The sequence below is a fragment of the Escherichia sp. TC-EC600-tetX4 genome (assembly GCF_019356055.1).
In the GTDB taxonomy this organism is placed as follows: domain Bacteria; phylum Pseudomonadota; class Gammaproteobacteria; order Enterobacterales; family Enterobacteriaceae.
The window spans coordinates 2,514,912-2,537,289 of record NZ_CP079924.1 but is presented as its reverse complement, the minus strand read 5'-3'; the positions used below and the strand labels follow the sequence as shown (position 1 = coordinate 2,537,289).

General features: G+C 51.5%; 24 protein-coding genes. 7 read left to right on the top strand and 17 right to left on the bottom strand.

Going from position 1 to position 22,378, the window contains the following annotated elements:
• Positions 1 to 67: 67 nt before the first annotated feature.
• On the top strand, positions 68 to 805 hold the full coding sequence (gene pyrF, locus KXD89_RS12270; RefSeq protein WP_072647345.1) for an orotidine-5'-phosphate decarboxylase: 738 nt from the start codon (positions 68 to 70) through the stop codon (positions 803 to 805).
• Positions 805 to 1,131, top strand: coding sequence for a stress response translation initiation inhibitor YciH (gene yciH, locus KXD89_RS12265; protein WP_001295580.1), 327 nt, complete (start codon positions 805 to 807; stop codon positions 1,129 to 1,131). Before pyrF ends, yciH begins: the two co-directional genes overlap by 1 nt.
• A 125-nt stretch (positions 1,132 to 1,256) precedes the next feature.
• On the opposite strand, the gene osmB is transcribed toward yciH, so the two are convergent.
• The 3 genes from osmB to yciZ all read right to left on the bottom strand — a co-directional run bounded on the left by osmB (position 1,257) and on the right by yciZ (position 2,756).
• Entirely contained in the window at positions 1,257 to 1,475 is a 219-nt protein-coding gene (osmB, locus tag KXD89_RS12260; protein ID WP_000498253.1) for an osmotically-inducible lipoprotein OsmB, read from the bottom strand.
• Between the two features lie 268 nt (positions 1,476 to 1,743).
• Positions 1,744 to 2,493 (bottom strand): DNA-binding transcriptional regulator YciT, encoded by a 750-nt coding sequence (locus tag KXD89_RS12255; protein WP_001088620.1) that lies wholly within the window; start codon positions 2,491 to 2,493, stop codon positions 1,744 to 1,746.
• An 89-nt stretch (positions 2,494 to 2,582) separates the two neighbouring features.
• Positions 2,583 to 2,756 (bottom strand): protein YciZ, encoded by a 174-nt coding sequence (yciZ, locus tag KXD89_RS12250; RefSeq protein ID WP_001288368.1) that lies wholly within the window; start codon positions 2,754 to 2,756, stop codon positions 2,583 to 2,585.
• Positions 2,757 to 2,793: 37 nt separating this feature from the next.
• On the opposite strand from yciZ, the gene ymiD reads away from it, so the two are divergent.
• The gene (gene ymiD / locus KXD89_RS12245; protein ID WP_211180493.1) at positions 2,794 to 2,922 is read left to right on the top strand and encodes a protein YmiD; all 129 of its coding nucleotides are present in this window, start codon (positions 2,794 to 2,796) and stop codon (positions 2,920 to 2,922) included.
• Here the strand turns inward: ymiD and pdeR are convergent.
• Complete coding sequence (gene pdeR / locus KXD89_RS12240) at positions 2,904 to 4,889, bottom strand: cyclic di-GMP phosphodiesterase (RefSeq protein ID WP_000859945.1); 1,986 nt, start codon at positions 4,887 to 4,889, stop codon at positions 2,904 to 2,906. The genes ymiD and pdeR overlap by 19 nt on opposite strands.
• 53 nt (positions 4,890 to 4,942) lie before the next feature.
• Between pdeR and KXD89_RS12235 the strand changes: the two genes are divergently transcribed.
• The gene (locus tag KXD89_RS12235) at positions 4,943 to 5,047 is read left to right on the top strand and encodes a hypothetical protein (protein ID WP_000221855.1); all 105 of its coding nucleotides are present in this window, start codon (positions 4,943 to 4,945) and stop codon (positions 5,045 to 5,047) included.
• A 77-nt stretch (positions 5,048 to 5,124) separates the two neighbouring features.
• Here KXD89_RS12235 and rnb read toward each other — a convergent pair whose 3' ends face one another.
• The 13 genes from rnb to puuA all read right to left on the bottom strand — a co-directional run bounded on the left by rnb (position 5,125) and on the right by puuA (position 19,055).
• Positions 5,125 to 7,059, bottom strand: coding sequence for an exoribonuclease II (rnb, locus tag KXD89_RS12230; RefSeq protein WP_000484984.1), 1,935 nt, complete (start codon positions 7,057 to 7,059; stop codon positions 5,125 to 5,127).
• Positions 7,060 to 7,126: 67 nt separating this feature from the next.
• Positions 7,127 to 8,254: a CMD domain-containing protein gene (locus tag KXD89_RS12225; protein ID WP_001335988.1), complete on the bottom strand. Its 1,128-nt coding sequence runs from the start codon at positions 8,252 to 8,254 to the stop codon at positions 7,127 to 7,129.
• Between the two features lie 143 nt (positions 8,255 to 8,397).
• On the bottom strand, positions 8,398 to 9,186 hold the full coding sequence (fabI, locus tag KXD89_RS12220) for an enoyl-ACP reductase FabI (protein ID WP_000506490.1): 789 nt from the start codon (positions 9,184 to 9,186) through the stop codon (positions 8,398 to 8,400).
• Between the two features lie 367 nt (positions 9,187 to 9,553).
• A complete protein-coding gene (locus KXD89_RS12215; protein ID WP_000565727.1) occupies positions 9,554 to 9,907 on the bottom strand; it encodes a DUF559 domain-containing protein in 354 nt (117 codons plus the stop codon).
• 67 nt (positions 9,908 to 9,974) lie between these two features.
• Positions 9,975 to 10,781, bottom strand: a complete 807-nt coding sequence (gene sapF / locus KXD89_RS12210) for a peptide ABC transporter ATP-binding protein SapF (RefSeq protein ID WP_000573407.1) — start codon at positions 10,779 to 10,781, stop codon at positions 9,975 to 9,977.
• A 1-nt stretch (position 10,782) separates the two neighbouring features.
• Positions 10,783 to 11,775, bottom strand: a complete 993-nt coding sequence (gene sapD, locus KXD89_RS12205) for a peptide ABC transporter ATP-binding protein SapD (protein WP_001128858.1) — start codon at positions 11,773 to 11,775, stop codon at positions 10,783 to 10,785.
• Positions 11,775 to 12,665, bottom strand: coding sequence for a peptide ABC transporter permease SapC (sapC, locus tag KXD89_RS12200; RefSeq protein ID WP_001146163.1), 891 nt, complete (start codon positions 12,663 to 12,665; stop codon positions 11,775 to 11,777). Before sapC ends, sapD begins: the two co-directional genes overlap by 1 nt.
• The gene (gene sapB, locus KXD89_RS12195; protein WP_000583277.1) at positions 12,652 to 13,617 is read right to left on the bottom strand and encodes a putrescine export ABC transporter permease SapB; all 966 of its coding nucleotides are present in this window, start codon (positions 13,615 to 13,617) and stop codon (positions 12,652 to 12,654) included. Before sapB ends, sapC begins: the two co-directional genes overlap by 14 nt.
• Positions 13,614 to 15,257, bottom strand: a complete 1,644-nt coding sequence (sapA, locus tag KXD89_RS12190; protein WP_001250216.1) for an ABC transporter substrate-binding protein SapA — start codon at positions 15,255 to 15,257, stop codon at positions 13,614 to 13,616. Before sapA ends, sapB begins: the two co-directional genes overlap by 4 nt.
• Before the next feature lie 312 nt (positions 15,258 to 15,569).
• Positions 15,570 to 15,815 (bottom strand): YmjA family protein, encoded by a 246-nt coding sequence (locus KXD89_RS12185; protein ID WP_001015110.1) that lies wholly within the window; start codon positions 15,813 to 15,815, stop codon positions 15,570 to 15,572.
• A 133-nt stretch (positions 15,816 to 15,948) separates the two neighbouring features.
• Entirely contained in the window at positions 15,949 to 17,334 is a 1,386-nt protein-coding gene (gene puuP, locus KXD89_RS12180; protein WP_001395398.1) for a putrescine/proton symporter PuuP, read from the bottom strand.
• On the bottom strand, positions 17,324 to 17,488 hold the full coding sequence (locus KXD89_RS12175; RefSeq protein WP_120795382.1) for a protein YmjE: 165 nt from the start codon (positions 17,486 to 17,488) through the stop codon (positions 17,324 to 17,326). The genes puuP and KXD89_RS12175 overlap by 11 nt, the downstream gene beginning before the upstream one ends.
• A gap of 148 nt (positions 17,489 to 17,636) precedes the next feature.
• Positions 17,637 to 19,055, bottom strand: a complete 1,419-nt coding sequence (puuA, locus tag KXD89_RS12170; RefSeq protein WP_001296746.1) for a glutamate-putrescine ligase — start codon at positions 19,053 to 19,055, stop codon at positions 17,637 to 17,639.
• A gap of 211 nt (positions 19,056 to 19,266) precedes the next feature.
• Between puuA and puuD the strand changes: the two genes are divergently transcribed.
• The 3 genes from puuD (at position 19,267) to puuC (ending at position 22,377) form a co-directional block, all read left to right on the top strand.
• A complete protein-coding gene (gene puuD / locus KXD89_RS12165) occupies positions 19,267 to 20,031 on the top strand; it encodes a gamma-glutamyl-gamma-aminobutyrate hydrolase (protein ID WP_001300506.1) in 765 nt (254 codons plus the stop codon).
• 26 nt (positions 20,032 to 20,057) lie between these two features.
• Positions 20,058 to 20,615, top strand: coding sequence for an HTH-type transcriptional regulator PuuR (gene puuR / locus KXD89_RS12160; protein WP_001278727.1), 558 nt, complete (start codon positions 20,058 to 20,060; stop codon positions 20,613 to 20,615).
• A 274-nt stretch (positions 20,616 to 20,889) separates the two neighbouring features.
• The gene (gene puuC / locus KXD89_RS12155; protein WP_001009090.1) at positions 20,890 to 22,377 is read left to right on the top strand and encodes an aldehyde dehydrogenase PuuC; all 1,488 of its coding nucleotides are present in this window, start codon (positions 20,890 to 20,892) and stop codon (positions 22,375 to 22,377) included.
• Position 22,378 lies beyond the last annotated feature (1 nt).

The window sequence follows — 22,378 nt, the reverse complement described above, 5'->3', positions numbered from 1 at the left end:
GGGTAGAATGCTCGCCGTTTACCTGTTTCGCGCCACTTCCGGTGCCCATCATCAAGAAGGTCTGGTCATGACGTTAACTGCTTCATCTTCTTCCCGCGCTGTTACGAATTCTCCTGTGGTTGTTGCCCTTGATTATCATAATCGTGATGACGCGCTGGCCTTTGTCGACAAGATCGACCCACGCGATTGTCGTCTGAAGGTCGGCAAAGAGATGTTTACATTGTTTGGGCCACAGTTTGTGCGCGAACTTCAACAGCGTGGTTTTGATATCTTTCTTGACCTGAAATTCCACGATATCCCCAACACTGCAGCGCACGCTGTCGCTGCTGCAGCTGACTTAGGCGTGTGGATGGTGAATGTTCATGCCTCTGGTGGGGCGCGTATGATGACCGCAGCGCGTGAGGCACTGGTTCCGTTTGGCAAAGATGCACCGCTTTTGATTGCTGTGACAGTGTTGACCAGCATGGAAGCCAGCGACCTGGTCGATCTTGGCATGACACTGTCACCTGCAGATTATGCAGAACGTCTGGCGGCACTGACGCAAAAATGTGGCCTTGATGGTGTGGTGTGTTCTGCTCAGGAAGCTGTGCGCTTTAAACAGGTATTCGGTCAGGAGTTCAAACTGGTTACGCCGGGCATTCGTCCGCAGGGGAGTGAAGCTGGTGACCAGCGCCGCATTATGACGCCAGAACAGGCGTTGTCGGCTGGTGTTGATTATATGGTGATTGGTCGCCCGGTAACGCAATCGGTAGATCCAGCGCAGACGCTGAAAGCGATCAACGCCTATTTACAGCGGAGTGCATGATGAGTGATTCCAACAGCCGTCTGGTCTACTCAACGGAAACCGGACGTATTGATGAGCCCAAAGCGGCCCCTGTACGCCCTAAAGGCGACGGTGTGGTGCGTATTCAGCGTCAGACCAGTGGACGTAAAGGTAAGGGCGTTTGCCTGATTACCGGTGTCGATCTCGATGATGCCGAACTGACAAAACTTGCAGCGGAACTGAAGAAAAAATGCGGCTGCGGCGGAGCAGTTAAAGATGGAGTTATTGAAATCCAGGGCGATAAGCGTGATTTATTAAAATCACTACTTGAAGCGAAAGGGATGAAGGTAAAACTCGCAGGCGGTTAACATAAAAAGCCACGGATATATCCGTGGCTTTCGAATATTTTACTGTGCGTATTATTCAGTTATTTCGTACTGAACAGAATCAAGCGTATTATAATTGCGAGTCGATAATCGACATTTATTTACGATTATTTACCGACCTGGTGACCAATAACACCTCCGACAGCTGCACCACCTAATGTACCCAACGTACTGCCATCGGTCAGTACTGCACCGCCTAATGCCCCTGCACCCGCGCCGATTGCGGTGTTGCGGTCCCGTTTAGACCAGTTAGAACAGGCACTCAGAGACATTGCCAAAGTAATTGCCAGAACAGCCGCGGTCATTTTTTTGCTCGTTACAAACATAATACTCTCTCCTGAATTTATGATTCACGGAAGTAAGCTCTCTATAACTATAATAGCTAAGAATAAGTCTGGTGAAATTATTCCGTGAAATCTGCTCGCGCGCAGGGTTATATCACGCAGGTGATAATGACTTCCTGTTATATCGCTGATAATAATTTTATATCTTGAGAGTGTTAATAACAGGTAAATAGTCTTAATTATCAACCAGGAATCATCTTAGAGCGGATGATTTGCCAAACTGCAAATCATCCGTAGAGAAGGGAAATGGTTAAATGTCAACGACGTGAATGGTGAGTTTACTGTGCTCAAGATGCATCAGATCGCTGGCGCGTATTTTCGAATCGGTAATCACGCGATTGAATCGCTCAACGGGACCGATGGAGTATGAATGTACAGCACCAAATTTCGAGCTGTCAGTCAGGACTATCGCTTCGCACTCTTTTTCCAGCACGGCATTGACCACATCGGTACGCATCATATCGCGACCGGTAAATCCAGTTTCAGGTTGCCAGCCATCAATACCAATAAATGCTTTGCTGAAATGCACCTGTTGGATGCACTGGCGTGTCAAAGGGCCAACCATACTTTCGCTTTTTTTCTGATACACGCCACCGAGCAAAATAACTTCACAAGGCGCGTCTTTCAGCAAATGCGCGATGTAGCTGCTGACCGTGATGATAGTGACATTTTTCTTCTGCTCGCCCAGAGTCCGGGCGAGTAGGGCATTGCTGCTGCCATTTTCGATAAAGATGGTTTCGCCCGGTTGAACCAGCGACGCGGCAAACTCGGCGAGTTCACGCTTCAGCGTATAGTTGCTCATCATACGGGTTTCGACGTCATCACTATCAAGCGAAACAGCAAAGCCATGTGCACGGCGGAGGTAACTCAGTTTTTCGAGTGTGTTGAGATCCTGGCGAATGGTAACTTCAGAAACTCCAGTGGCTTTTGCCAGATCGGTTACGCTAACCTGACCCTGGTCAATGACCATCTGTAGAATAGTTTGTTGTCGGGAATTCATCGCTGTAATTCTTATAACGTTATAATACTTAATAAAAAAATACTGACGCGCCGGGCATCCTCAAATAGGAAAACCTGAAGGCACGATTGTTAAATCTCCCACGGTGCCTTCGGGATGTCTGGCGTAGATTCAGCAACCTGGCGCAAGAGTTCTGCTTTAAGTATCTCGAGATTATGGATCGCAGAGTGGTAATCGCCTGCCACAAGGATATCTAACACAATATCAATACGTTCGGCAACGCGCTGGGCATCAAATTCAGACATCAAGGACATCCTTATAGCAAAAGGGGGAAAATGAATAATGCAAAAATTGCCGCTAAAAGAGAAGTGTTTAACAGCAACGGCTAATTATCATCCAGGAATACGATATATAATGACGGGATATAGCGCTAAGTATATATATTCATCTACTTATGCGCGCTTCAGATAGCGTTTATACCAGCGTTCGAAGGCGACGGCGGGCATCGGTTTGGCAAACAAAAATCCTTGCCGCTCATTGATCCCGTTCTTGGTTAAAAAAGCATCTTCCTTTGCACTCTCTACACCTTCGGCGATCACCTGAAGATTCAATGCCTGGGCCACAGCGACGATCGCCCGGACCAGTGACTGCGAGACAGGTTGTTTGTGAATATCTCGAACAAAAACCTGGTCAAGTTTGATGGCATCGATCGGAAAGCGCGCCAGTTGCGAAAGTGAAGAGTAGCCGGTACCAAAATCATCCAGATGCACTTGCGCACCTAGTTGGCTAAATTGTTGAATAACAGACAGTGCCAGTTCATCATTCTCAATCAGACAACTCTCTGTCAGTTCAACATCTATAGGGCAGTATTCAAAATTGAGTTCCTGGAGAACCTGTTTCAGGGCGGTGAAAATGGTTTGATCGGCGAGCTGACGTGCAGAAATATTTACCGCCACTCGCAGGTTTATGCCTTTATCCCGCCACTTTGCCACCTGGCGTACGACATCGAGAATCACCCAACGGCCTAAAGGCACAATTAGCCCTGACTCTTCGGCGTAGGAAATGAAGTCCAACGGTGGAATCAACCCACGTTCAGGTGACTGCCAACGTACTAGTGCTTCCAGACTGCGCACTTCGCCACGCCAGGTGATTTTCGGTTGATAGTGAATAACCAACTGATCGTTTTCCAGTGCTTTACGCAAGTTGGTATCCAGCCAGAGATATTCAAATACCCGTTGATTCATTTCTGGGGTAAAAACGCAAAATTGTCCTCGTCCGCCTTCCTTCGCTGTGTACATTGCTGTGTCGGCGTGACGAATAATAGCCGTGCTGTCTGAACCATGTTCGGGAGAGAGTGCAATACCTACTGAACAGCTGGTATAAACTTCAATTAAACCAATGCGAAAGGGGAGCCGTAAGCGGGTCAAAATTCGTGATGCCATTGCTTCCAGCGCGCTTTGTGAGGTGTTGGATGCCAGTACCAGAAACTCATCCCCACCTGGACGCGCCAACACCTGGTCATGTTCGAGACAGCTTAAAATAGCCAATGACACGTCGCGTAATAACTGGTCACCAAACAAATGCCCATAGGCGTCGTTGACCTTTTTGAAATTATCCAAATCAAGATACACAACCCCAACTTTATTGTTATCTGCATGATTAATAGCGTGATCGATTAAATCCTGCATTGCGTTACGATTCGGCAGTCCGGTGATACTGTCGGTATTTGCCAGAATACGCAGTCGCTCCTGAGCGCGGCGCTCTTCGGTAATGTCGGTGCCGGAACAGATTAAAAAAATCTCGTTTTTGCCACTGCCGCTGTGGACAAATTTATTGCGAAACAGAAACAGCCGCTGGCCTTTACATGTTGGTATCCACAGTTCGACTTCATATGCATTGCCGCTTCGAAAAAATACACGGTTATTGCGCCTGGATGCCGCAGCTTCACGACGGCTCATAAACAGTTTAAACACGCTTTGCCCAATGACGTCGTGTTCTTTCAACCCTGTGTAATCTTCACATAACCGATTGAAGCGTTGGATATTCCCCCGGCTGTCGAGAATCACTATTGCGGAATGTGCTTCAGAAACTACCTGCTCAGCAAAGGAAAGCCCGTGTGATAAATCACGAGCAACCGCCGGTGTGTCATGCCATGCAGACGCGTTGCCAGCCCATTCCCGTTTATTGATTTTTCGTCCTACCAGATGCACAGAAAGATCGCTTTCATCGACGGTCAGACTCATCATCAGGCTGGAGGTGATGACCGTCATTTCCCTGATGCGAGCAGCCTGTTCGGCAGATAACTGCAATGTACGATCAGGTTCTGTGGTTTCGGTGGTAGAAAAGCGCAAAACATCGCTGCTTTCCGTCAACCGCCAGTATGGATTGTGCGATCCGAGAAAGTTGTACAACGTTGTGGACTCCCTAACGGTTTTCATGATGCATATCCTCCGGTTAACAGCGGAGTCCGCGGTTAAATAAAAGGAACAACATGACTTACATGAAATTAACGGCGGCTAAACGCATTGTTTTTTTTATATATTTATTTGTAATCCAGTTTTGGAAAAACGCCAGTTTTCAAACGAAAGTCAGTTAAAAAATCTGCCTGGATATAACGAAGGTAGAGCGGGGAAATAAACGGCCCATCCATGAGGAATGGGCCGTGAAAGGAGATTACGCGACCGGGCGCGCAATAATGCTGCGGGTTTCCATGCGGACTTCGGCAATAGTGACGTCAATAACGTCAGTCACTTTGTAAACCGTTTCACCTTTAATTTGTACAGTGCCGTTTTCCTGGCTGCAAACCAGTTCATCGCGCACAGCGTGTAAGAAAGGTGCCGGAATAAAGGCGATAGCGCCGTTATCAACCAAACGAACACGCATGCCGCCACGGCTGATATCGACAATTTCCGCTGCGAAACGGGTGTCGGTCCCGGCTTTGTCTTTCAGGAAGCGTGCGTATAACCAGTCACCAACATCACGTTCTGCCATCCGGTTGAGACGGCGACGCTCGGCCATTTGGACAGTGATTTCATCCTGTGGGCGCGTCGCAGTTTCGCCTTTGATAACCGCTTTCAGCAGACGGTGGTTGATCATGTCGCCATATTTACGGATCGGCGAAGTCCAGGTGGCGTATGCTTCCAGACCGAGGCCAAAGTGAGGACCGGGTTCAGTGCTAATTTCAGCAAATGACTGGAAGCGACGAATGCGGCTGTCGAGGAAACCAGTTGGTTGCGCGTCCAGTTCACGACGCAGTTTGCAGAAACCGTCCAGCGTGAGCACTTCTTCGGCATCGACATGCAGACCGTGCGTTTTCAGCAACGCTGCCAGCGCGTCGGCATTCGCCGGATCAAAGCCCATATGCACGTTATAGATGCCAAAACCGAGCTTATCGCGCAGTACGCGGGCCGCACAAATGTTAGCGGCAATCATCGCTTCTTCGACGATACGGTTGGCAATGCGACGAGGCTCGGCGACGATATCCAGCACTTCACCTTTTTCACCGAGAATAAAGCGGTAATCCGGGCGATCTTTAAACACCAGTGCGTGGTTATGACGCCACTCGCCGCGGCGTTGGCAAATTTGCGCTAGCAAACGGACTTGTTCGGCAATTGCTTCACTTTCAGGCTGCCAGTCACCGGTATTTTCCAGCCAGTCAGAAACCTGGTCATACACCAGCTTTGCTTTGGATTCGATGGTGGCGGCAAAGAATTCGATATTATCTTCAATGGTGCCATCAGCGGAGAGCGTCATGCGGCATGCCAGTACCGGGCGGACTTCATTGGCGCGCAGTGAGCAGAGATCGTCAGAAAGCTCGCGAGGCAGCATAGGGATGTTGAAGCCAGGCAGATAGTTGGTGAATGCGCGAATTTTCGCGGCTTTGTCCAGCTTGCTGCCTTCAGCAATCCACGCGGTTGGATCGGCAATCGCCACAATCAGCTGAAGTTTGTCATCCGGCAACGCCTTAGCGAAAAGGGCGTCATCCATATCTTCTGTGCTGGCACTGTCGATGGTGACAAAATCCAGCGCGGTCAGATCTTCACGAACCAGACCTTCATCGAGCATTTCGGTAGCGACGCCGTCTGGTGCTTCTTTTTCCAGATTATGGCGTGCAAGGGTAACCCACCACGGTACAAAGTGATCGTCACCAAAAGTGATGTATTGTGTCAGTTCTGCATAGAAAGAACGATCGCCTTTCAGCGGATGACGGCGCATTTCGGCAACCGCCCAGTCGCCTTCTTTAAACTCGTGGTTCAGGCCACGGGCTGCGCGGCAAGGAATGGCGTCTTTTAAGAGTGGATGATCAGGAACGATGGCCAGACGGTCATTTTTGCCCTGAACCTTACCCACGAAACGAGTCAGGAACGGTTCAACCAGTTCTTCTGGCTCTGCGGATTCACGTTCTTTTTCACTGTGGATCACCGCGATAATTCGGTCGCCATGCATGACTTTTTTCATCTGCGGCGGCGGAATGAAATAACTTTTTTGCGCGTCGACTTCCAGGAAGCCAAAGCCTTTTTCTGTGGCTTTTACCACCCCTTCAGCGCGTGGCGTCTGGGAATGCAGTTGCTGTTTAAGCTGCGCTAGCAGCGGGTTGTCCTGAAACATAATTGTCTATTTTGGTGGCCATTAGAGCGGCTGACAGTTTTACGCGAATCTGTCTGACGCGGCAAGGTTAATATGTCTCACCCAACGCGATTTTTAAGCGATTTATCCAGCCACACAGCCCGCTCCATACCAGCAGATTAATAATCTGCGTTGATGATTTTTCGTGTTCGAGTAAAGGGCTGAACTGGGCGGCGCTAAAGCGATCGGGTGCTCGGGTCAGCCATTGTATCGCCTGAACGGTAGCGCGCTCAACAGAATGACGGTCAGCCCATTGGTTAATTTCATTTTCGCCCTTGCGCATAAGGGTGCTGATTTTTTTATATTCATTTGATGAATCCATACAGGTGGCAAAACAAGCAGGACTGCCATTTATACGCGCGCATAACAACGCCGCAAGCTGATTATCCGGCTGTGTATTGCCCCGTGTGCTGTTTAACAACTTTTCGAGAAGGGAAAGTGAAATAGGGTGGAGAGAGAGTATTTCGGCCAGTTGGCAAAGTTCTGCAGTTGAACTTTTTGTGTGCTCTTCAGGTAGTTTTTCCACCTCATAGCTGCTTCGCCAGCGTAATGATTCATCAGCAAACAGTGACGCGTCGGCGTAGTTTTGTATCTCCAGCCCGGGTAACCAGCGTACCGGATGCCCGAGATAAGCCTGAAATGTCGCAATTGTCCGCGCCTGAAAGCCAATAAAACCAATGATTTGGCTAATGATCACACAGTCCCAGGCAGTAAGACCGACGTCATTCAGATGCTGGCGCGATCGGTTGTCGATAATAGAAGGCGAGCTAGCCAGTTGGCGGGCATATTGCGTGATTTGTGCCAACCGATGATTACTTTCCCTGGTGGAATCAGGCCCGGGGAGCGGCGTAAGTCGCGCCGAATAGTAGTTACATAACCGCTGGACGCCGCAAACCTGAGCAACCGTCAGGGCCGTCGACAAGCGTTCATAAGCGGTGAAGGTCTGTGAACGGGTCACGGTAAGCTGGTCAGGGAACAAATCCACTGCAAGAACACGCGCAGGGTCCAGCCATGAAAGGAAGGGGGCCAGCGTTTCTTTTTCAAGGATCACGTCGAGTAGAAAGGGATCGCTGACCTTTGCGGCTTCCGGGACCAGAGGCAGAACGTCATACTCCGTAGTACTGGATTGCGTTTCATGATACCAGTGGCTTTTGCCGGTGATGTGGCGTTGTTCCATGGGCGCTCCTTGGTCGTAAAGGAAATCGTTATCCTGACGCAAGGCGGGAAGGGGAGAAAGACGGATCGGCGATAACAAATATCAGAAAGGTATAACAGAGATAACGGGCGGCAGAACGCCGCCCATCTTTACCAACAGAACGATTATTTCAGTTCGAGTTCGTTCATTGCAGCAATGCTGAAACCGCCGTCAACGTGGACCACTTCACCGGAGATACCGGCAGAGAGATCGGAGCACAGGAATGCCGCAGAGTTACCCACATCTTCAATAGTAACGGTACGGCGAATCGGGGTAACGGCTTCGCAATGAGCCAGCATTTTGCGGAAGTCTTTGATACCGGAGGCCGCCAGAGTACGGATCGGACCAGCAGAGATGGCGTTAACACGCACACCTTCCGGACCCATCGCGTTCGCCATATAGCGCACGTTCGCTTCCAGAGACGCTTTTGCCAGACCCATAACGTTGTAGTTCGGGATAGCGCGCTCAGCGCCAAGGTAGGAAAGGGTCAGCAGGGCAGAACCCGGATTCAGCATGGAGCGGCAAGCTTTTGCCATTGCAACGAAGCTGTAGGAGCTGATGTCGTGGGCAATTTTGAAGCCTTCACGGGTAACGGCGTTAACATAGTCACCATCCAGCTGATCGCCAGGTGCAAAACCAATAGAGTGTACGAAACCGTCAAATTTCGGCCAAACTTTCCCCAGTTCAGCGAACATGGTGTCGATGCTGGCATCTTCTGCAACATCGCACTGCAGAACGATGTCAGAACCCAATTGAGCGGCAAATTCTTCTACGCGGCCTTTCAGTTTGTCGTTCTGGTAGGTGAATGCCAGTTCAGCTCCTTCGCGGTGCATCGCCTGAGCGATACCGTAGGCGATGGATAGTTTGCTGGCAACACCGGTTACCAGAATGCGCTTACCGGAAAGAAAACCCATAGCTTTAATCCTTATTGTTGATGCTTGTTGTGCCTGAAAATCAGGCGATTCGTCGTTTTAGTAAACAGTACGAACAGATAAACGGTTATTATAATCAACCTGGCTGTGAGTAGCTATAGTTGCCAGGTCCGACCGGAGCAGGCTGCGGCAGGGGGGGCGCTTTTCCCCTCACCCTAACCCTCTCCCCAGAGGGGCGAGGGGACCGTATTGTGCAAATATTGTTACCCCAGCAACAAACAGGCTCATACAGCCCCTAACCCTTTCATGGCGATGGCTGGGACGGTTCAGACCTTGCCGAATATTCTCCAGCACCGTCTCCATGTTTTCACCACAACAGCTATTCGGCTCGGTCTGCCCCCTCGCTCTTTCAGGGAGAGGGTGACCGGCGGTTCAGTTCCTGCAGAATATTCTCCAGCACCGTCTCCTCATTACAATCAATCTCGTTATTCCAGAAACGCAGCACGGTCCAGCCCTGCGACTCAAGCCAGCTAGTGCGCCTGGAATCATAGGCAACTGCTAAATCATGCTGCCCACCATCCAGCTCAACGACTACACGCGCCGAGCAGCAAGCAAAATCGAGAATGTAGCTCCCCACTGGATGTTGACGGCGAAATTTGAAATCACTAAAACGTCGGCTGCGAAGATATCGCCAGAGCTTTCGTTCCTGCAAAGTGAGATTGCGTCTTAAATCACGCGCATTTGATTTAATTTTATCTATCACCTCATTCTGACAAGATTTAATCTTTTGTCAGAATGAGGTGAATAATCTGGAAGGAGGATTCAGAAAATTAGCGATCTTTACGCCACGCATCCGCCGTCAATGCCTCGCCAAAATGACCGGCAATCAGCCGTTTGGTGAGTTCATGCAGCGGCGATGCCAGCACATCCGCGGTGCTGCCTCGCTCGACAACCTCGCCCTGATGCATCACCAGCACCTGGTCGCTAATGTGCTTCATCATTCCGATATGCTGGGTAACATAAATATACGAAATGCCCTGTTTTTCCTGTAATTCCAGCATCAGATTAATCAACTGCGAACGCATCGACATATCCAGTGAAGCGAGGGCTTCATCGGCAATAATGACTTTTGGGCGCAATATCAGCGCGCGCGCCAGACCCAGACGCTGTTTTTGTCCGGGTGCCAACATATGCGGATAGTAACTGACGTGATCCGGTAGCAGCCCAACCATACGCATCGTTTCAATAATCTGTTTGCGACGCTGTTCCGGTTCCAGGTCGGTGTTCAGGCGCAGTGGAAAATCCAGAATTTGCGAGATACGTTGACGGGGATTCAACGAGGTCGAAGGATCCTGAAAAATCATGCGAATACGCTGACTGCGGAAGGAATAATCGCCAAAATGCAGTGGATGATCGTCAATCAATAACTCGCCGCTGGTAGGCTCTATCATTCCCGCCAGCATTTTTGCCAGCGTGGATTTACCCGAACCATTCTCGCCAATAATCGCCAGTGTCTGGCCTTCACGTAGCGTAAAGCTCAAGGGTTTTACCGCTTCTACGGTCTGACGACGAAACCAGCCGGTCCGGTAGCGGAACGTTTTACTTAAATTACGCACTTCAAGCAGCGTTTCGATCATCTCACTCTTTCTCCATGTTCAGCGGGAAATGACAGGCATAGAGATGATTTTTCGCCCCCGTCAAACGTGGCGTCACAATGCATTCTCGTTGTGCATACGGGCAACGTGGCCCCAGACGACAACCAATCGGTAACTGTTCCAGCAGTGGGATAGCGCCGGGCAGCGTATTGAGGCGACTTTTATGCGGCATCGCGCTGCCGAAGTCTGGTATCGCGCGGATCAGCGCCTGGGTATAAGGATGATGTGGCATCGTCACCAACTCCTTACTCGGCGCGGTTTCCACTGTTTGACCGCAGTAAAGCACGTTAATTTTATCCGCCCATTGGCTAAGCATTTGTAAGTCATGGCTGATAAGCAAAATAGTGGTATTGCTGTTTTGGTTGAGACGCGTCAGCAGGCGAAAGATTTGCGCCTGGGTTGTTGGCTCCATTGAGTTGGTCGGTTCGTCAGCAATCAGCAGACGCGGTTGATTCGCCAGTGCAATGGCTATCATCACTTTCTGACATTCACCTTCGGTCAACTCATAGGGAAAACTGCGCATCGCATCTTTGTGATCTTTAATCCCCACGCGGTGCAGCAGTTCAATGGCACGGCGTTTGCGCCAGCCAAAACGCTGCCACCAACGGCCTTTATAGGTCCAGGCTGGGATGTTTTGCATCAACTGGCGGCCCACACGTTCTGAAGGGTCAAGACACGACTGCGGTTCCTGGAAAATCATCGACACGTTATGGCCAACCAGTTTGCGCCGTTCGCGTGCGGAGAGACGCAGCAAATCGATATCATCAAAACGCATACGGTCAGCAGTAACACGCCAGTTATCTTTATTCACCCCACAAATCGCTTTCGCAATCAAACTCTTGCCGGAACCGGATTCACCAACAAGACCGCGGATTTCACCTTCGGTTAAGGTCATACTTACCCGGTCGACGGCTTTAACCCACTCATCACCGGTTTTAAATTCAATGGTCAGGTTACGAATATCGAGTAATGGCATTATTCCACCCCCGCAATAATCGCACGACGAACGCCATCGCCAAGGAGGTTAACCAACAACACGCTAATCATAATTGCCGCACCTGGCAGCATGACAGTCCACGGGGCGACATAAATCAGTTCCAGCGCATCACCGAGCATCGCTCCCCATTCAGGCGAGGGGAGTTGTGCGCCGAGATCGAGAAAGCCCAGCGCGGCGATATCGAGAATTGCCATCGACAGTGCGCGGGTGATCTCGGTGACCAGCCCGGCGGTGATGTTTGGCATCACAGCAAACCAGAGAATATTCAGCGTTGATGCGCCATCCAGACGGGCGGCGATAACGTACTCTTTTTCCAGTTCGTCATGCACCATGCTGTAAATCGAACGTACCATACGCGGCAGCAATGCCAGCCAGACAGCAAACATAGCGTGGGACAAACTCGGTCCGGCAAACGCTACAACGATAATTGCCAACAGCAGCGAAGGGATCGCCAGTAAGGTATCCAGAATATGGTTAAGCACCGCTGAGCGGAGGCCGTGTGTCGCCCCGGCGAAGGTGCCCAGTACCAGGCCACAGATCGTCGCGGCAAGCGTCACCACAAATGCGCCACCCACGGTTGGCGCAGCTCCGCTCAGTAAACGGCTTAAAACATCGCGTCCGAGGTCGTCAGTCCCCAGGAAGAAAGAAACTTCGCCATAGCGCGACCATGACGGCGGCAATAATTGATAACCGAGAAATTGCTGGTCGATGCCGTAAGGCGCAAACCAGCCGCCAAAAATACACAGTACAGCCAGCCCCGCGCAGCCGTACAGGCCGACCATCGCAGAGGCGTCACTATAAAATTTGCGCCAGGCGGTACGCAGCGTGCCCGGCGGGCGCTTTTCGCTGTATACGCTATCGTAAGGCATACCATTCCTTATGTTTCAGAGGGTTAGCCATGGCACCCAAAATATCAGAAATCACGTTAACAATAATGACCAGTGAGCCACACACCATCACTCCGGCGGAAATGGCTGCGTAATCCTGCTGGCGGATGGCGTTAATTAACCAGCGCCCTAAACCCGGCCAGCTAAAAACCATTTCGGTGATCATCGCCAGCGTCAGCATGGTGGAAAACTGTAAGCCCAGGCGAGGAATAACCGGCGGTAACGCGTTATGCAGAACGTGGCGACGCAAAATAGTAAAGCGCGACAAACCGCGGGTCGCCGCCGCTTTTACATAGTTCTGGTCATACACTTCGATAGTGCTGATACGCATCAGGCGGATCACTTCAGTTGTTGGCGCAACCGACAGGGTGATCACGGGCAATATCATATGGCGGATTGCGCTCATGATCATTTCATCCCGCCATGGTGAGTCCGAAAGCCAGGCATCAATCAACGCAAAACCGGTAATCGGTTTCACTTCGTAGAGCAGATCGAAACGCCCTGAAACGGGCAACCAACCTAGCGTGAGTGAACAAAACAGCGTCAACAGAAGCGCCAGCCAGAACACCGGGATTGAAAAGCCCAGTAAGGCGATGGCGTTGATCAAGTTATCCTGCCACTTATGGCGCGTAATCCCGGCAATCATCCCCACGGGGATGCCAACAATCAGCGCAAAACCGAAGGCGAGGATGCACAGTTCCATCGTCGCCGGGAAGACCTCTTTTAACTGTTCGGCAATCGGTTGACCGTTAATGCTGGAAACACCAAAATCCCAGTGGATCAGGCCGTTAAACCAGAACACCCAGGCATTCCACAGTGACGCGCCTTGTAACGGCGCATGAGGGGTGAAATAGCTCAAGCTGAAGCCAACGAAGGTCAGCAGGAACAAGGTGACAATCAATAACAAAATGCGGCGTAAGGTGAAGATAATCATGGTTTTTTCACCTCATCCTGTTTCTCGCGATACACCCCAGCAAAGGAGGCGTTACCAAACGGGCTAAGTACCAGACCTTTGATATCGTACCGATAGGCCTGCAAACGCAATGACGACGCCAGCGGCAAAATGGGCAATTCCTGCGCCAGAATACTCTGCGCTTCGTCATAGGCTTCAATACGCGCCGCCAGCTGCTGCGAAGAGAGCGCCTTACGCAATACGCTGTCGAATTTCGGATCGCACCAGTGGGCGAGGTTGGTCTGCGAATGAATTGCCGCGCAGCTCAGTAACGGACGGAAGAAACTGTCCGGGTCGTTACTGTCCGTCGCCCAACCGGATAACGTCAGATCATGGCTCATATCCATCAACCGCGCCTCCTGAAAGCGACCTTCTACCGGCACAATCACCACTTTTACGCCAACCTGCGCCATATCCGCCTGAATCAGTTCGGCAGTTTTCAGTGGACTGGGGTTCCACGCCTGCGAACGTGTGGGCACCCACAGTTTCAGCGTTAAATTTTCCAGCCCCAACGACTTCAACTGTTCGCGCGATTTCGCCGGATTGTATTCAGTAATTTTAGCCTCGTTGTCATAGGCCCACGAGGCGCGCGGTAAAATAGAGGCCGCCGTTTCAGCCGTACCATAATAGATGGATTGCATCAGGCGCTGGTTATTAATCGCCAGTGCCAGCGCATGGCGGACAGCGGGATTATTTAGCGGCGGTTTGGCGGTGTTAAATGCCAGATAGGCGACGTTCATCCCAGGACGCAGCGTTAAACGCAAGCGCGGGTCGTCACGCAAAATGGATAGCTGGCTGGCAGCAGGCCAGGCCAGAACGTCGCATTCCCCGGTCAGGAGTTTCGACAGACGTCCGGTGCCGCCGGAGCCTAAATCCACCACTACCTGCGGCATTAACGGTTTACCGCGCCAGAAGTCATCATGACGTTGTAGGCGAATAAATTGCCCGGCGCGGTATTCCGACAACTGATACGGACCGGTGCCGACCGGTTGACGGTCGAGTTGCTCCTGGCGATCTTCTTTCTCTAACTTCCGGGCATATTCTGCCGACATGACCGAAGCATAATGGGTTGCGAGGTGCCACAAAAAAGAAGCATCCGGCTGGGCGAGTCGGAACTCAACGGTATGATTATCCAGTTTGCGGACGCTTTTCACGTTATCGGCAAATTGCAGGCTGTCGAAGTAGGGGAAGTTGCTGCCGTTGACGTTATGCCACGGGTTGTTGCGGTCAAAAATTCGCTGGAAGGTAAACACCACATCGTCGGCATTCATTTTACGAGTGGGAGTAAACCAGTCGGTTTTTTGAAACGGAACATCGCGACGCAGGTGGAAGCGATAGGTCGCGCCGTTGTCGAGTACTTCCCAGCTTTCGGCAAGTTCCGGCATCAGGCGATAGGTATAGGGATCGACATCCAGCAGTCGATCATAAAACTGGGCGGCAAGGGTATCGACAATTAACCCACTGCTCGCTTTGGATGGGTTAAAGGTGTTGACTTGCCCGCTGACGCAATAGACAAAACCGCTGTCGCGGATATCAGCATGCGGGGGAGATTCAGGCGCGGCGATTGCCTGACCACTCACAAGTCCAGCAATCACCAAAAGAGACGATAATACCTGGCGCATAATATTAAGGGATTTTATGTAAAGAGGCTATCTTACTAATATTTAATGACATTTGCCATTACCGTTTGTGTTCAGGGGTCGTAATGAGGGCCGTGTGGTTGGTCGTTGAACAGGTGACGTCGCCATCTGTTCAACATTCGTACCCGTGATTTCTCTATAACTATAACTCACAGAACAACTTAGCGAGGAGCAGAGCGGTACGATCGTGAGAAACCCATTAAAGCACGCTGCAGTGCGTGTCATTGTTAGCCAGATGCGGCGTGAACGCTTTATCCGGACAACGATACTGACCGATCGTCTGCAATTAAATCATTACTCATTACCCCATTGATTCAAAAACTCTGCGATCTCATCAATGCGTACGGGATTAATCCCCGCTTCAGCAGCCATTTCATGTTGGGCTTCTTCGCTGATCTCTTCATTGTTCATCAAACGGGTGAGCAGTAACTGGAAGTAGTGGGCCAGCGGTGTGCGTTCAGCCTCTGCGACAGGCTCTGCGCATTCGGTCGCGTACTCATCGGCAATATCAAAATATTTTAGCGGGATATCGTGGTTCATTATTTGCCCCTGGGGTTAATGCGCTAAGCATAAGGGCGGATGATAGCACTCGTGATCCGGGTCATACATCTTTTTATAGTTAATGGCGCGGCGCGTTACCCTCAGGCAGGATAATGCGCCGCGCATCCGACTATTACGTTTCACTCACCGGCGTTCTGTCACCATCATACAACGGCACTTTGCGATAGCGGCGGATCAGATACCATAAATATGCGCCGCCTAACGAAGCCCATACCAGACCGAGTGTCAGTGACGTTGACTCGAGGTTAACCCACAGCACACCCACCGTCAGCGCGCCAACCAGCGGCATCAGCAAATAGTGGAAGTGATCCTTCCAGCTTTTATTCATTCCTTTACGCCGCCAGAAATGATTAAACACCGACAGATTCACGAAGGTAAACGCCACCAGAGCACCGAAGTTAATTAACGCTGTGGCGGTAACTAAATCGAAGAACAGCGCCGACAACGCGACAATCCCGACCATAATGACGTTGAGTGCCGGAGTCCGCCATTTTGGGTGCACATAGCCAAACACGCGCTCCGGAAACACATTGTCACGCCCCATCACATACAGCAGACGCGACACGCTGGCATGTGAAGCCAGGCCAGAGGCTAACGTGTTCACAAACGTGGTGCAGAGGAAAATCGACTGGAAGAGCTTGCCGCCGACGTACAGCGCAATTTCAGGCAGTGCGGCATCCGGATCTTTAAAGCGGCTGATATCGGGAAAGAACAGCTGCATAAAGAACGACGCCGCGATAAAGATAACGCCACCGTAGACCGCCGTCAGGAAGATGGCTTTCGGGATCACGCGTGCGGCGTCCGGCGTCTCTTCCGAAAGCGTGGTCACCGCATCGAAACCGAGGAAGGAGAAACAGACAATCGTCGCCCCGGTAATAATCGGGATCAGGTGCGCGTTCTCGCTGATAAACGGCTGAAGTGACCAGACGGTGCCAACGCCTTCTCCTTTATGCAGTCCCTGAACTACCAGGAAGATAAACACCACCATGATGGAGATTTGCACCAGTACAAACAGGGTATTGAAGTTAGCGACCAGGTTGACGCTCTTCAGATTCGCGGCGGTTAAAATGGCGACGAAGGTTACCACCCACACCCACGGCGGCACTTCCGGGAAGAGGGCGGAGAGATAGATTTTCGCCAACAAGACGTTAATCATCGGCAAAAAGAGACAATCCAGCAGCGATGACCAGCCGACCATAAATCCGACGTGCGGGTTAATCGACTTTTGCGCGTAGGTATAGGCCGAACCGGCCTCCGGAAACTGGCGAACCAGTTTGCCGTAGCTGATAGCGGTAAACAGCACACCCGCCAGCGCCAGCAAATAGGACGCCGGAACGTGACCGTCGCTAATGCCGGAGACAATACCAAAAGTATCAAATACGGTCATCGGCGTGAGATAGGCCAGACCCATCATCACCACCTGCCACAATTTCAGTGATTTTCGCAGACGGGTTTTGCCGGGTTGCGCAGCAATATTCAGTGGTGAATTAATAGCCATAATTGCTGCCTCCCCTGCGTAATAAGGTTTGCGGTCGTGTCGACCTGAAATCAAACCTGTTTAGCAAGGGAAGCAAAGGGGGCGGAGTCCAGTCAGTAGCAGGAGGGGCGCATACGCAGCCTCCCTCGCCATGCGGGGATTTAATCATCGGCATCATCTCATTTCCTCGTCACAGTCTTAATCGTTAACGGAAGCCCGTTGCCGCCCGCGCTCCATAACGCGACATCCGGGAAATGTCTGGATTACCAGCAAATGTCAGGCCTGGCTCCGCTCAGGCCGATGAAACAACCCCGCAAGGGGTATTACGCGTTTTTCAACATCCACTCAATTTCTGTTTCTGTGATGAGGCGCTCAAACTGCAACAGCTCATCATTTTTACAGGCGTGATAGACATGGCAGAAGCGTTCGCCTAAATAGCGGCGCAGGTGATCATTCTCGATAAACTCACCCAGGGCATCGCTCTGGCGAATCGGAAAGGGTAAGCCTTCCTGTTCCAGCCCGTTGCCTTCGACTTCTTCCTGCAACGGCAGCTCGTTATCAAGGCCATGCAAAATACCGGCAAAAATCGCTGCCATCACCAGATATGGGTTGGCATCGGCACCCGCCACGCGATATTCCACGCGGTGATTATGACGGTCGCCGCACGGAATACGCAGGGCGACGGTGCGGTTGTTATGGCCCCACGACGCCTGCGTCGGCACATACATTCCCGGCTGGAAGCGGCGATACGAGTTCACGTTTGGTGCCAGCAACGCCATCGACGACGGCATCAGGTCAATCATCCCGGCGAGCATCTTTTTCAGCAGCGGCGAATCTTCGCCTTCCGCGTCAGAAAGCACGTTCTCGCCACGATTATTTTGCATACTGATATGGATATGCATTCCGCTGCCCGCGTGCTCTTCATACGGCTTCGCCATAAAAGTGGCGTGCATCTTATGCTTTTCTGCCATCAGACGCACCAGGCGTTTTAGTGCCAGCGCATCATCGCAGGCTTCCAGCACGTTATCAGTATGGTAAAGGTTGATTTCAAACTGACCCGGCGAGGCCTCAGCGACCGCGCCATCTGCCGGAATCAGCTGTAACTGCGCCAGTTCATCAATATCATTGAGCACGTCGGCGAAGTGGTTGAGGTTATCAACGGAGTAAACCTGGCTTTGTGTATTGCGGTCATCGGTGCCAGGCGCGCAGGGCGGTTGCAGATACCCTTCAGCGTCGCGCTGGCGATCCAGTAAATAGAACTCCAGCTCTACCGCTACGACCGGGAACAATCCGCGCTGGCGCAGCTGCTGCCACAGGCGGTTAAGAACGTTCCGCGGCTCAACGTCAAAGGGAGCGCCATCTTCATCGACCATGGTCAGGAGCATCTGACCGATAAACTCTGGATCGGCGGCAGAAGGAGTTAAGGAACCGAGAACAGGAACACAGGTACGATCCGGCTCGCCCATTTCCTGACCCAGACCTGCTTCTTCTACTACGTTGCCCAGAATATCCATTGCAAATACCGAGGCCGGGAAATAACACCCTTTCTCGAGCTTCTTCAGGCTTGAAACAGGAATACGCTTTCCACGGAAGCAACCATTTAAATCGGTAAGTAAAACATCAACATATTGCGTATTCGGGTAGCGCTCCAGGTAGCGTTTCACTTCCTGCGTAAAGGCGCTACCCCGCCTCTCTTCTGACTGCTGAACAAAGTTCTCTACTTCAACGATATTGGTTTCCATGATTCTTCGCCTTTGGTTTGTTTTCCGCTCGTTATCAAAGCGTAAAATATAATGACCACCATTCGAATCTGTATGCAAACTAAATGTTTGTCAAATGTTAAATTGAGTTTGCAAAAATGAAAACCCACTGCTAGATTGAAAAAATATTGAACATAAAGGTCATTTAAAGCGCAGTAATGGCGATAATTTAGTCCACTTTGTGAGATTGAGCATGGAAAATATAATGAACAATCCGGTTATCGGTGTCGTAATGTGCAGGAACAGGCTTAAGGGTCATGCGACCCAGACTCTGCAAGAAAAGTACCTGAATGCCATCATCCATGCAGGCGGCTTGCCTATTGCGCTACCACATGCGCTGGCGGAACCGTCATTACTTGAACAACTTTTGCCGAAACTCGATGGCATTTATCTTCCTGGTAGTCCCAGCAATGTGCAGCCGCACCTATATGGTGAAAACGGCGATGAGCCTGACGCCGATCCCGGGCGTGATCTTCTGAGCATGGCGATAATTAATGCCGCACTCGAAAGGCGCATCCCCATTTTCGCCATCTGCCGGGGTTTACAAGAACTGGTGGTGGCAACCGGTGGTTCGTTGCATCGCAAGCTGTGCGAACAGCCTGAATTGCTGGAACATCGGGAAGATCCCGAACTGCCGGTGGAACAGCAATATGCACCGTCGCATGAAGTTCAGGTTGAAGAGGGGGGATTACTGTCTGCGTTGTTACCTGAATGTAGCAACTTTTGGGTAAACTCTCTACATGGACAAGGGGCGAAGGTCGTTAGCCCACGGTTGCGTGTTGAAGCTCGCTCGCCGGATGGCTTAGTTGAGGCGGTTAGCGTCATCAATCATCCTTTTGCGCTGGGCGTACAGTGGCACCCGGAATGGAACAGTAGCGAGTACGCGCTTTCGCGTATATTGTTCGAGGGCTTTATCACCGCTTGTCAGCACCATATCGCTGAAAAACAGCGACTCTGACCACTACAGTTTAAGGAAATGCAAATATGAGTGATGAGGGACTGGCGCCAGGAAAACGCTTGTCGGAAATCCGCCAGCAGCAGGGGCTTTCACAACGTCGTGCCGCCGAACTCTCCGGGCTGACTCACAGTGCTATCAGTACGATAGAACAAGATAAAGTCAGCCCTGCCATCAGTACGCTGCAAAAGCTGCTGAAGGTGTATGGTCTGTCACTCTCGGAATTCTTTTCCGAGCCGGAAAAACCTGATGAGCCGCAGGTCGTCATTAATCAGGACGACTTAATTGAGATGGGTAGTCAGGGTGTGTCAATGAAGCTGGTTCATAACGGTAACCCGAATCGCACGCTGGCGATGATCTTTGAAACGTACCAGCCGGGCACAACCACTGGGGAAAGAATTAAGCATCAGGGTGAGGAAATAGGCACTGTACTGGAAGGTGAAATTGTTCTGACGATTAATGGTCAGGATTACCACCTCGTCGCGGGGCAAAGTTATGCCATTAATACCGGCATCCCGCACAGTTTCAGTAATACGTCGGCAGGTATTTGCCGAATTATCAGCGCCCATACGCCCACCACGTTTTAATCTTTTTGTTCTGTAAGCCGGGTAAGCGCAATGCGCCCGGCAATCTATACACAAAATCATTCAAGTTGCATCAAGGCGGCAAGTGAGCGAATCCCGATGAGCTTACTCAGGTAAGTGATTCGGGGGAGCGAACGCAGCCAAGGCAGAGGCGGCTTGAAGGATGAAGTGTATATAAAGAATGTCGCCAGAAATAAACGGGCATACGGCCCGGGGATCTCTGCGCCCTGACGTTCACAAACTGCATATATCTGATAGACGTGAAACAGGAGTCATAATGAATTTTCATCATCTGGCTTACTGGCAGGATAAAGCGTTAAGTCTCGCCATTGAAAACCGCTTATTTATTAACGGTGAATATACTGCTGCGGCGGAAAATGAAACCTTTGAAACCGTTGATCCGGTCACCCAGGCACCGCTGGCGAAAATTGCCCGCGGCAAGAGCGTCGATATCGACCGTGCGATGAGCGCAGCACGCGGCGTATTTGAACGCGGCGACTGGTCACTCTCTTCTCCGGCTAAACGTAAAGCGGTACTGAATAAACTCGCCGATTTAATGGAAGCCCACGCCGAAGAGCTGGCACTGCTGGAAACTCTCGACACCGGCAAACCGATTCGTCACAGTCTGCGTGATGATATTCCCGGCGCGGCGCGCGCCATTCGCTGGTACGCCGAAGCGATCGACAAAGTGTATGGCGAAGTGGCGACCACCAGTAGCCATGAGCTGGCGATGATCGTGCGTGAACCGGTCGGCGTGATTGCCGCCATCGTGCCGTGGAACTTCCCGCTGTTGCTGACTTGCTGGAAACTCGGCCCGGCGCTGGCGGCGGGAAACAGCGTGATTCTAAAACCGTCTGAAAAATCACCGCTCAGTGCGATTCGTCTCGCGGGGCTGGCGAAAGAAGCAGGCTTGCCGGATGGTGTGTTGAACGTGGTGACGGGTTTTGGTCATGAAGCCGGGCAGGCGCTGTCGCGTCATAACGATATCGACGCCATTGCCTTTACCGGTTCAACCCGTACCGGGAAACAGCTGCTGAAAGATGCGGGCGACAGCAACATGAAACGCGTCTGGCTGGAAGCGGGCGGCAAAAGCGCCAACATCGTTTTCGCTGACTGCCCGGATTTGCAACAGGCGGCAAGCGCCACCGCAGCAGGCATTTTCTACAACCAGGGACAGGTGTGCATCGCCGGAACGCGCCTGTTGCTGGAAGAGAGCATCGCCGATGAATTCTTAGCCCTGTTAAAACAGCAGGCGCAAAACTGGCAGCCGGGCCATCCACTTGATCCCGCAACCACCATGGGCACCTTAATCGACTGCGCCCACGCCGACTCGGTCCATAGCTTTATTCGGGAAGGCGAAAGCAAAGGGCAACTGTTGTTGGATGGCCGTAACGCCGGGCTGGCTGCCGCCATCGGCCCGACCATCTTTGTGGATGTGGACCCGAATGCGTCCTTAAGTCGCGAAGAGATTTTCGGTCCGGTGCTGGTGGTCACGCGTTTCACATCAGAAGAACAGGCGCTACAGCTTGCCAACGACAGCCAGTACGGCCTTGGCGCGGCGGTATGGACGCGCGACCTCTCCCGCGCGCACCGCATGAGCCGACGCCTGAAAGCCGGTTCCGTCTTCGTCAATAACTACAACGACGGCGATATGACCGTGCCGTTTGGCGGCTATAAGCAGAGCGGCAACGGTCGCGACAAATCCCTGCATGCCCTTGAAAAATTCACTGAACTGAAAACCATCTGGATAAGCCTGGAGGCCTGAA

Coding starts and splice junctions, on each gene's coding strand:
- KXD89_RS12225 (WP_001335988.1), bottom strand. CDS start 8,254: ATGGAACAACGCCACATCACCGGCAAAAGCCACTGGTATCATGAAACG.
- osmB (WP_000498253.1), bottom strand. CDS start 1,475: ATGTTTGTAACGAGCAAAAAAATGACCGCGGCTGTTCTGGCAATTACT.
- fabI (WP_000506490.1), bottom strand. CDS start 9,186: ATGGGTTTTCTTTCCGGTAAGCGCATTCTGGTAACCGGTGTTGCCAGC.
- puuD (WP_001300506.1), top strand. CDS start 19,267: ATGGAAAATATAATGAACAATCCGGTTATCGGTGTCGTAATGTGCAGG.
- ymiD (WP_211180493.1), top strand. CDS start 2,794: ATGCAAAAATTGCCGCTAAAAGAGAAGTGTTTAACAGCAACGGCTAAT.
- sapC (WP_001146163.1), bottom strand. CDS start 12,665: ATGCCTTACGATAGCGTATACAGCGAAAAGCGCCCGCCGGGCACGCTG.
- puuP (WP_001395398.1), bottom strand. CDS start 17,334: ATGGCTATTAATTCACCACTGAATATTGCTGCGCAACCCGGCAAAACC.
- puuC (WP_001009090.1), top strand. CDS start 20,890: ATGAATTTTCATCATCTGGCTTACTGGCAGGATAAAGCGTTAAGTCTC.
- puuA (WP_001296746.1), bottom strand. CDS start 19,055: ATGGAAACCAATATCGTTGAAGTAGAGAACTTTGTTCAGCAGTCAGAA.
- rnb (WP_000484984.1), bottom strand. CDS start 7,059: ATGTTTCAGGACAACCCGCTGCTAGCGCAGCTTAAACAGCAACTGCAT.
- KXD89_RS12255 (WP_001088620.1), bottom strand. CDS start 2,493: ATGAATTCCCGACAACAAACTATTCTACAGATGGTCATTGACCAGGGT.
- sapA (WP_001250216.1), bottom strand. CDS start 15,257: ATGCGCCAGGTATTATCGTCTCTTTTGGTGATTGCTGGACTTGTGAGT.
- yciZ (WP_001288368.1), bottom strand. CDS start 2,756: ATGTCTGAATTTGATGCCCAGCGCGTTGCCGAACGTATTGATATTGTG.
- sapB (WP_000583277.1), bottom strand. CDS start 13,617: ATGATTATCTTCACCTTACGCCGCATTTTGTTATTGATTGTCACCTTG.
- puuR (WP_001278727.1), top strand. CDS start 20,058: ATGAGTGATGAGGGACTGGCGCCAGGAAAACGCTTGTCGGAAATCCGC.
- yciH (WP_001295580.1), top strand. CDS start 805: ATGAGTGATTCCAACAGCCGTCTGGTCTACTCAACGGAAACCGGACGT.
- KXD89_RS12185 (WP_001015110.1), bottom strand. CDS start 15,815: ATGAACCACGATATCCCGCTAAAATATTTTGATATTGCCGATGAGTAC.
- pyrF (WP_072647345.1), top strand. CDS start 68: ATGACGTTAACTGCTTCATCTTCTTCCCGCGCTGTTACGAATTCTCCT.
- KXD89_RS12175 (WP_120795382.1), bottom strand. CDS start 17,488: ATGCCGATGATTAAATCCCCGCATGGCGAGGGAGGCTGCGTATGCGCC.
- sapF (WP_000573407.1), bottom strand. CDS start 10,781: ATGATCGAAACGCTGCTTGAAGTGCGTAATTTAAGTAAAACGTTCCGC.
- sapD (WP_001128858.1), bottom strand. CDS start 11,775: ATGCCATTACTCGATATTCGTAACCTGACCATTGAATTTAAAACCGGT.
- pdeR (WP_000859945.1), bottom strand. CDS start 4,889: ATGAAAACCGTTAGGGAGTCCACAACGTTGTACAACTTTCTCGGATCG.
- KXD89_RS12235 (WP_000221855.1), top strand. CDS start 4,943: ATGACTTACATGAAATTAACGGCGGCTAAACGCATTGTTTTTTTTATA.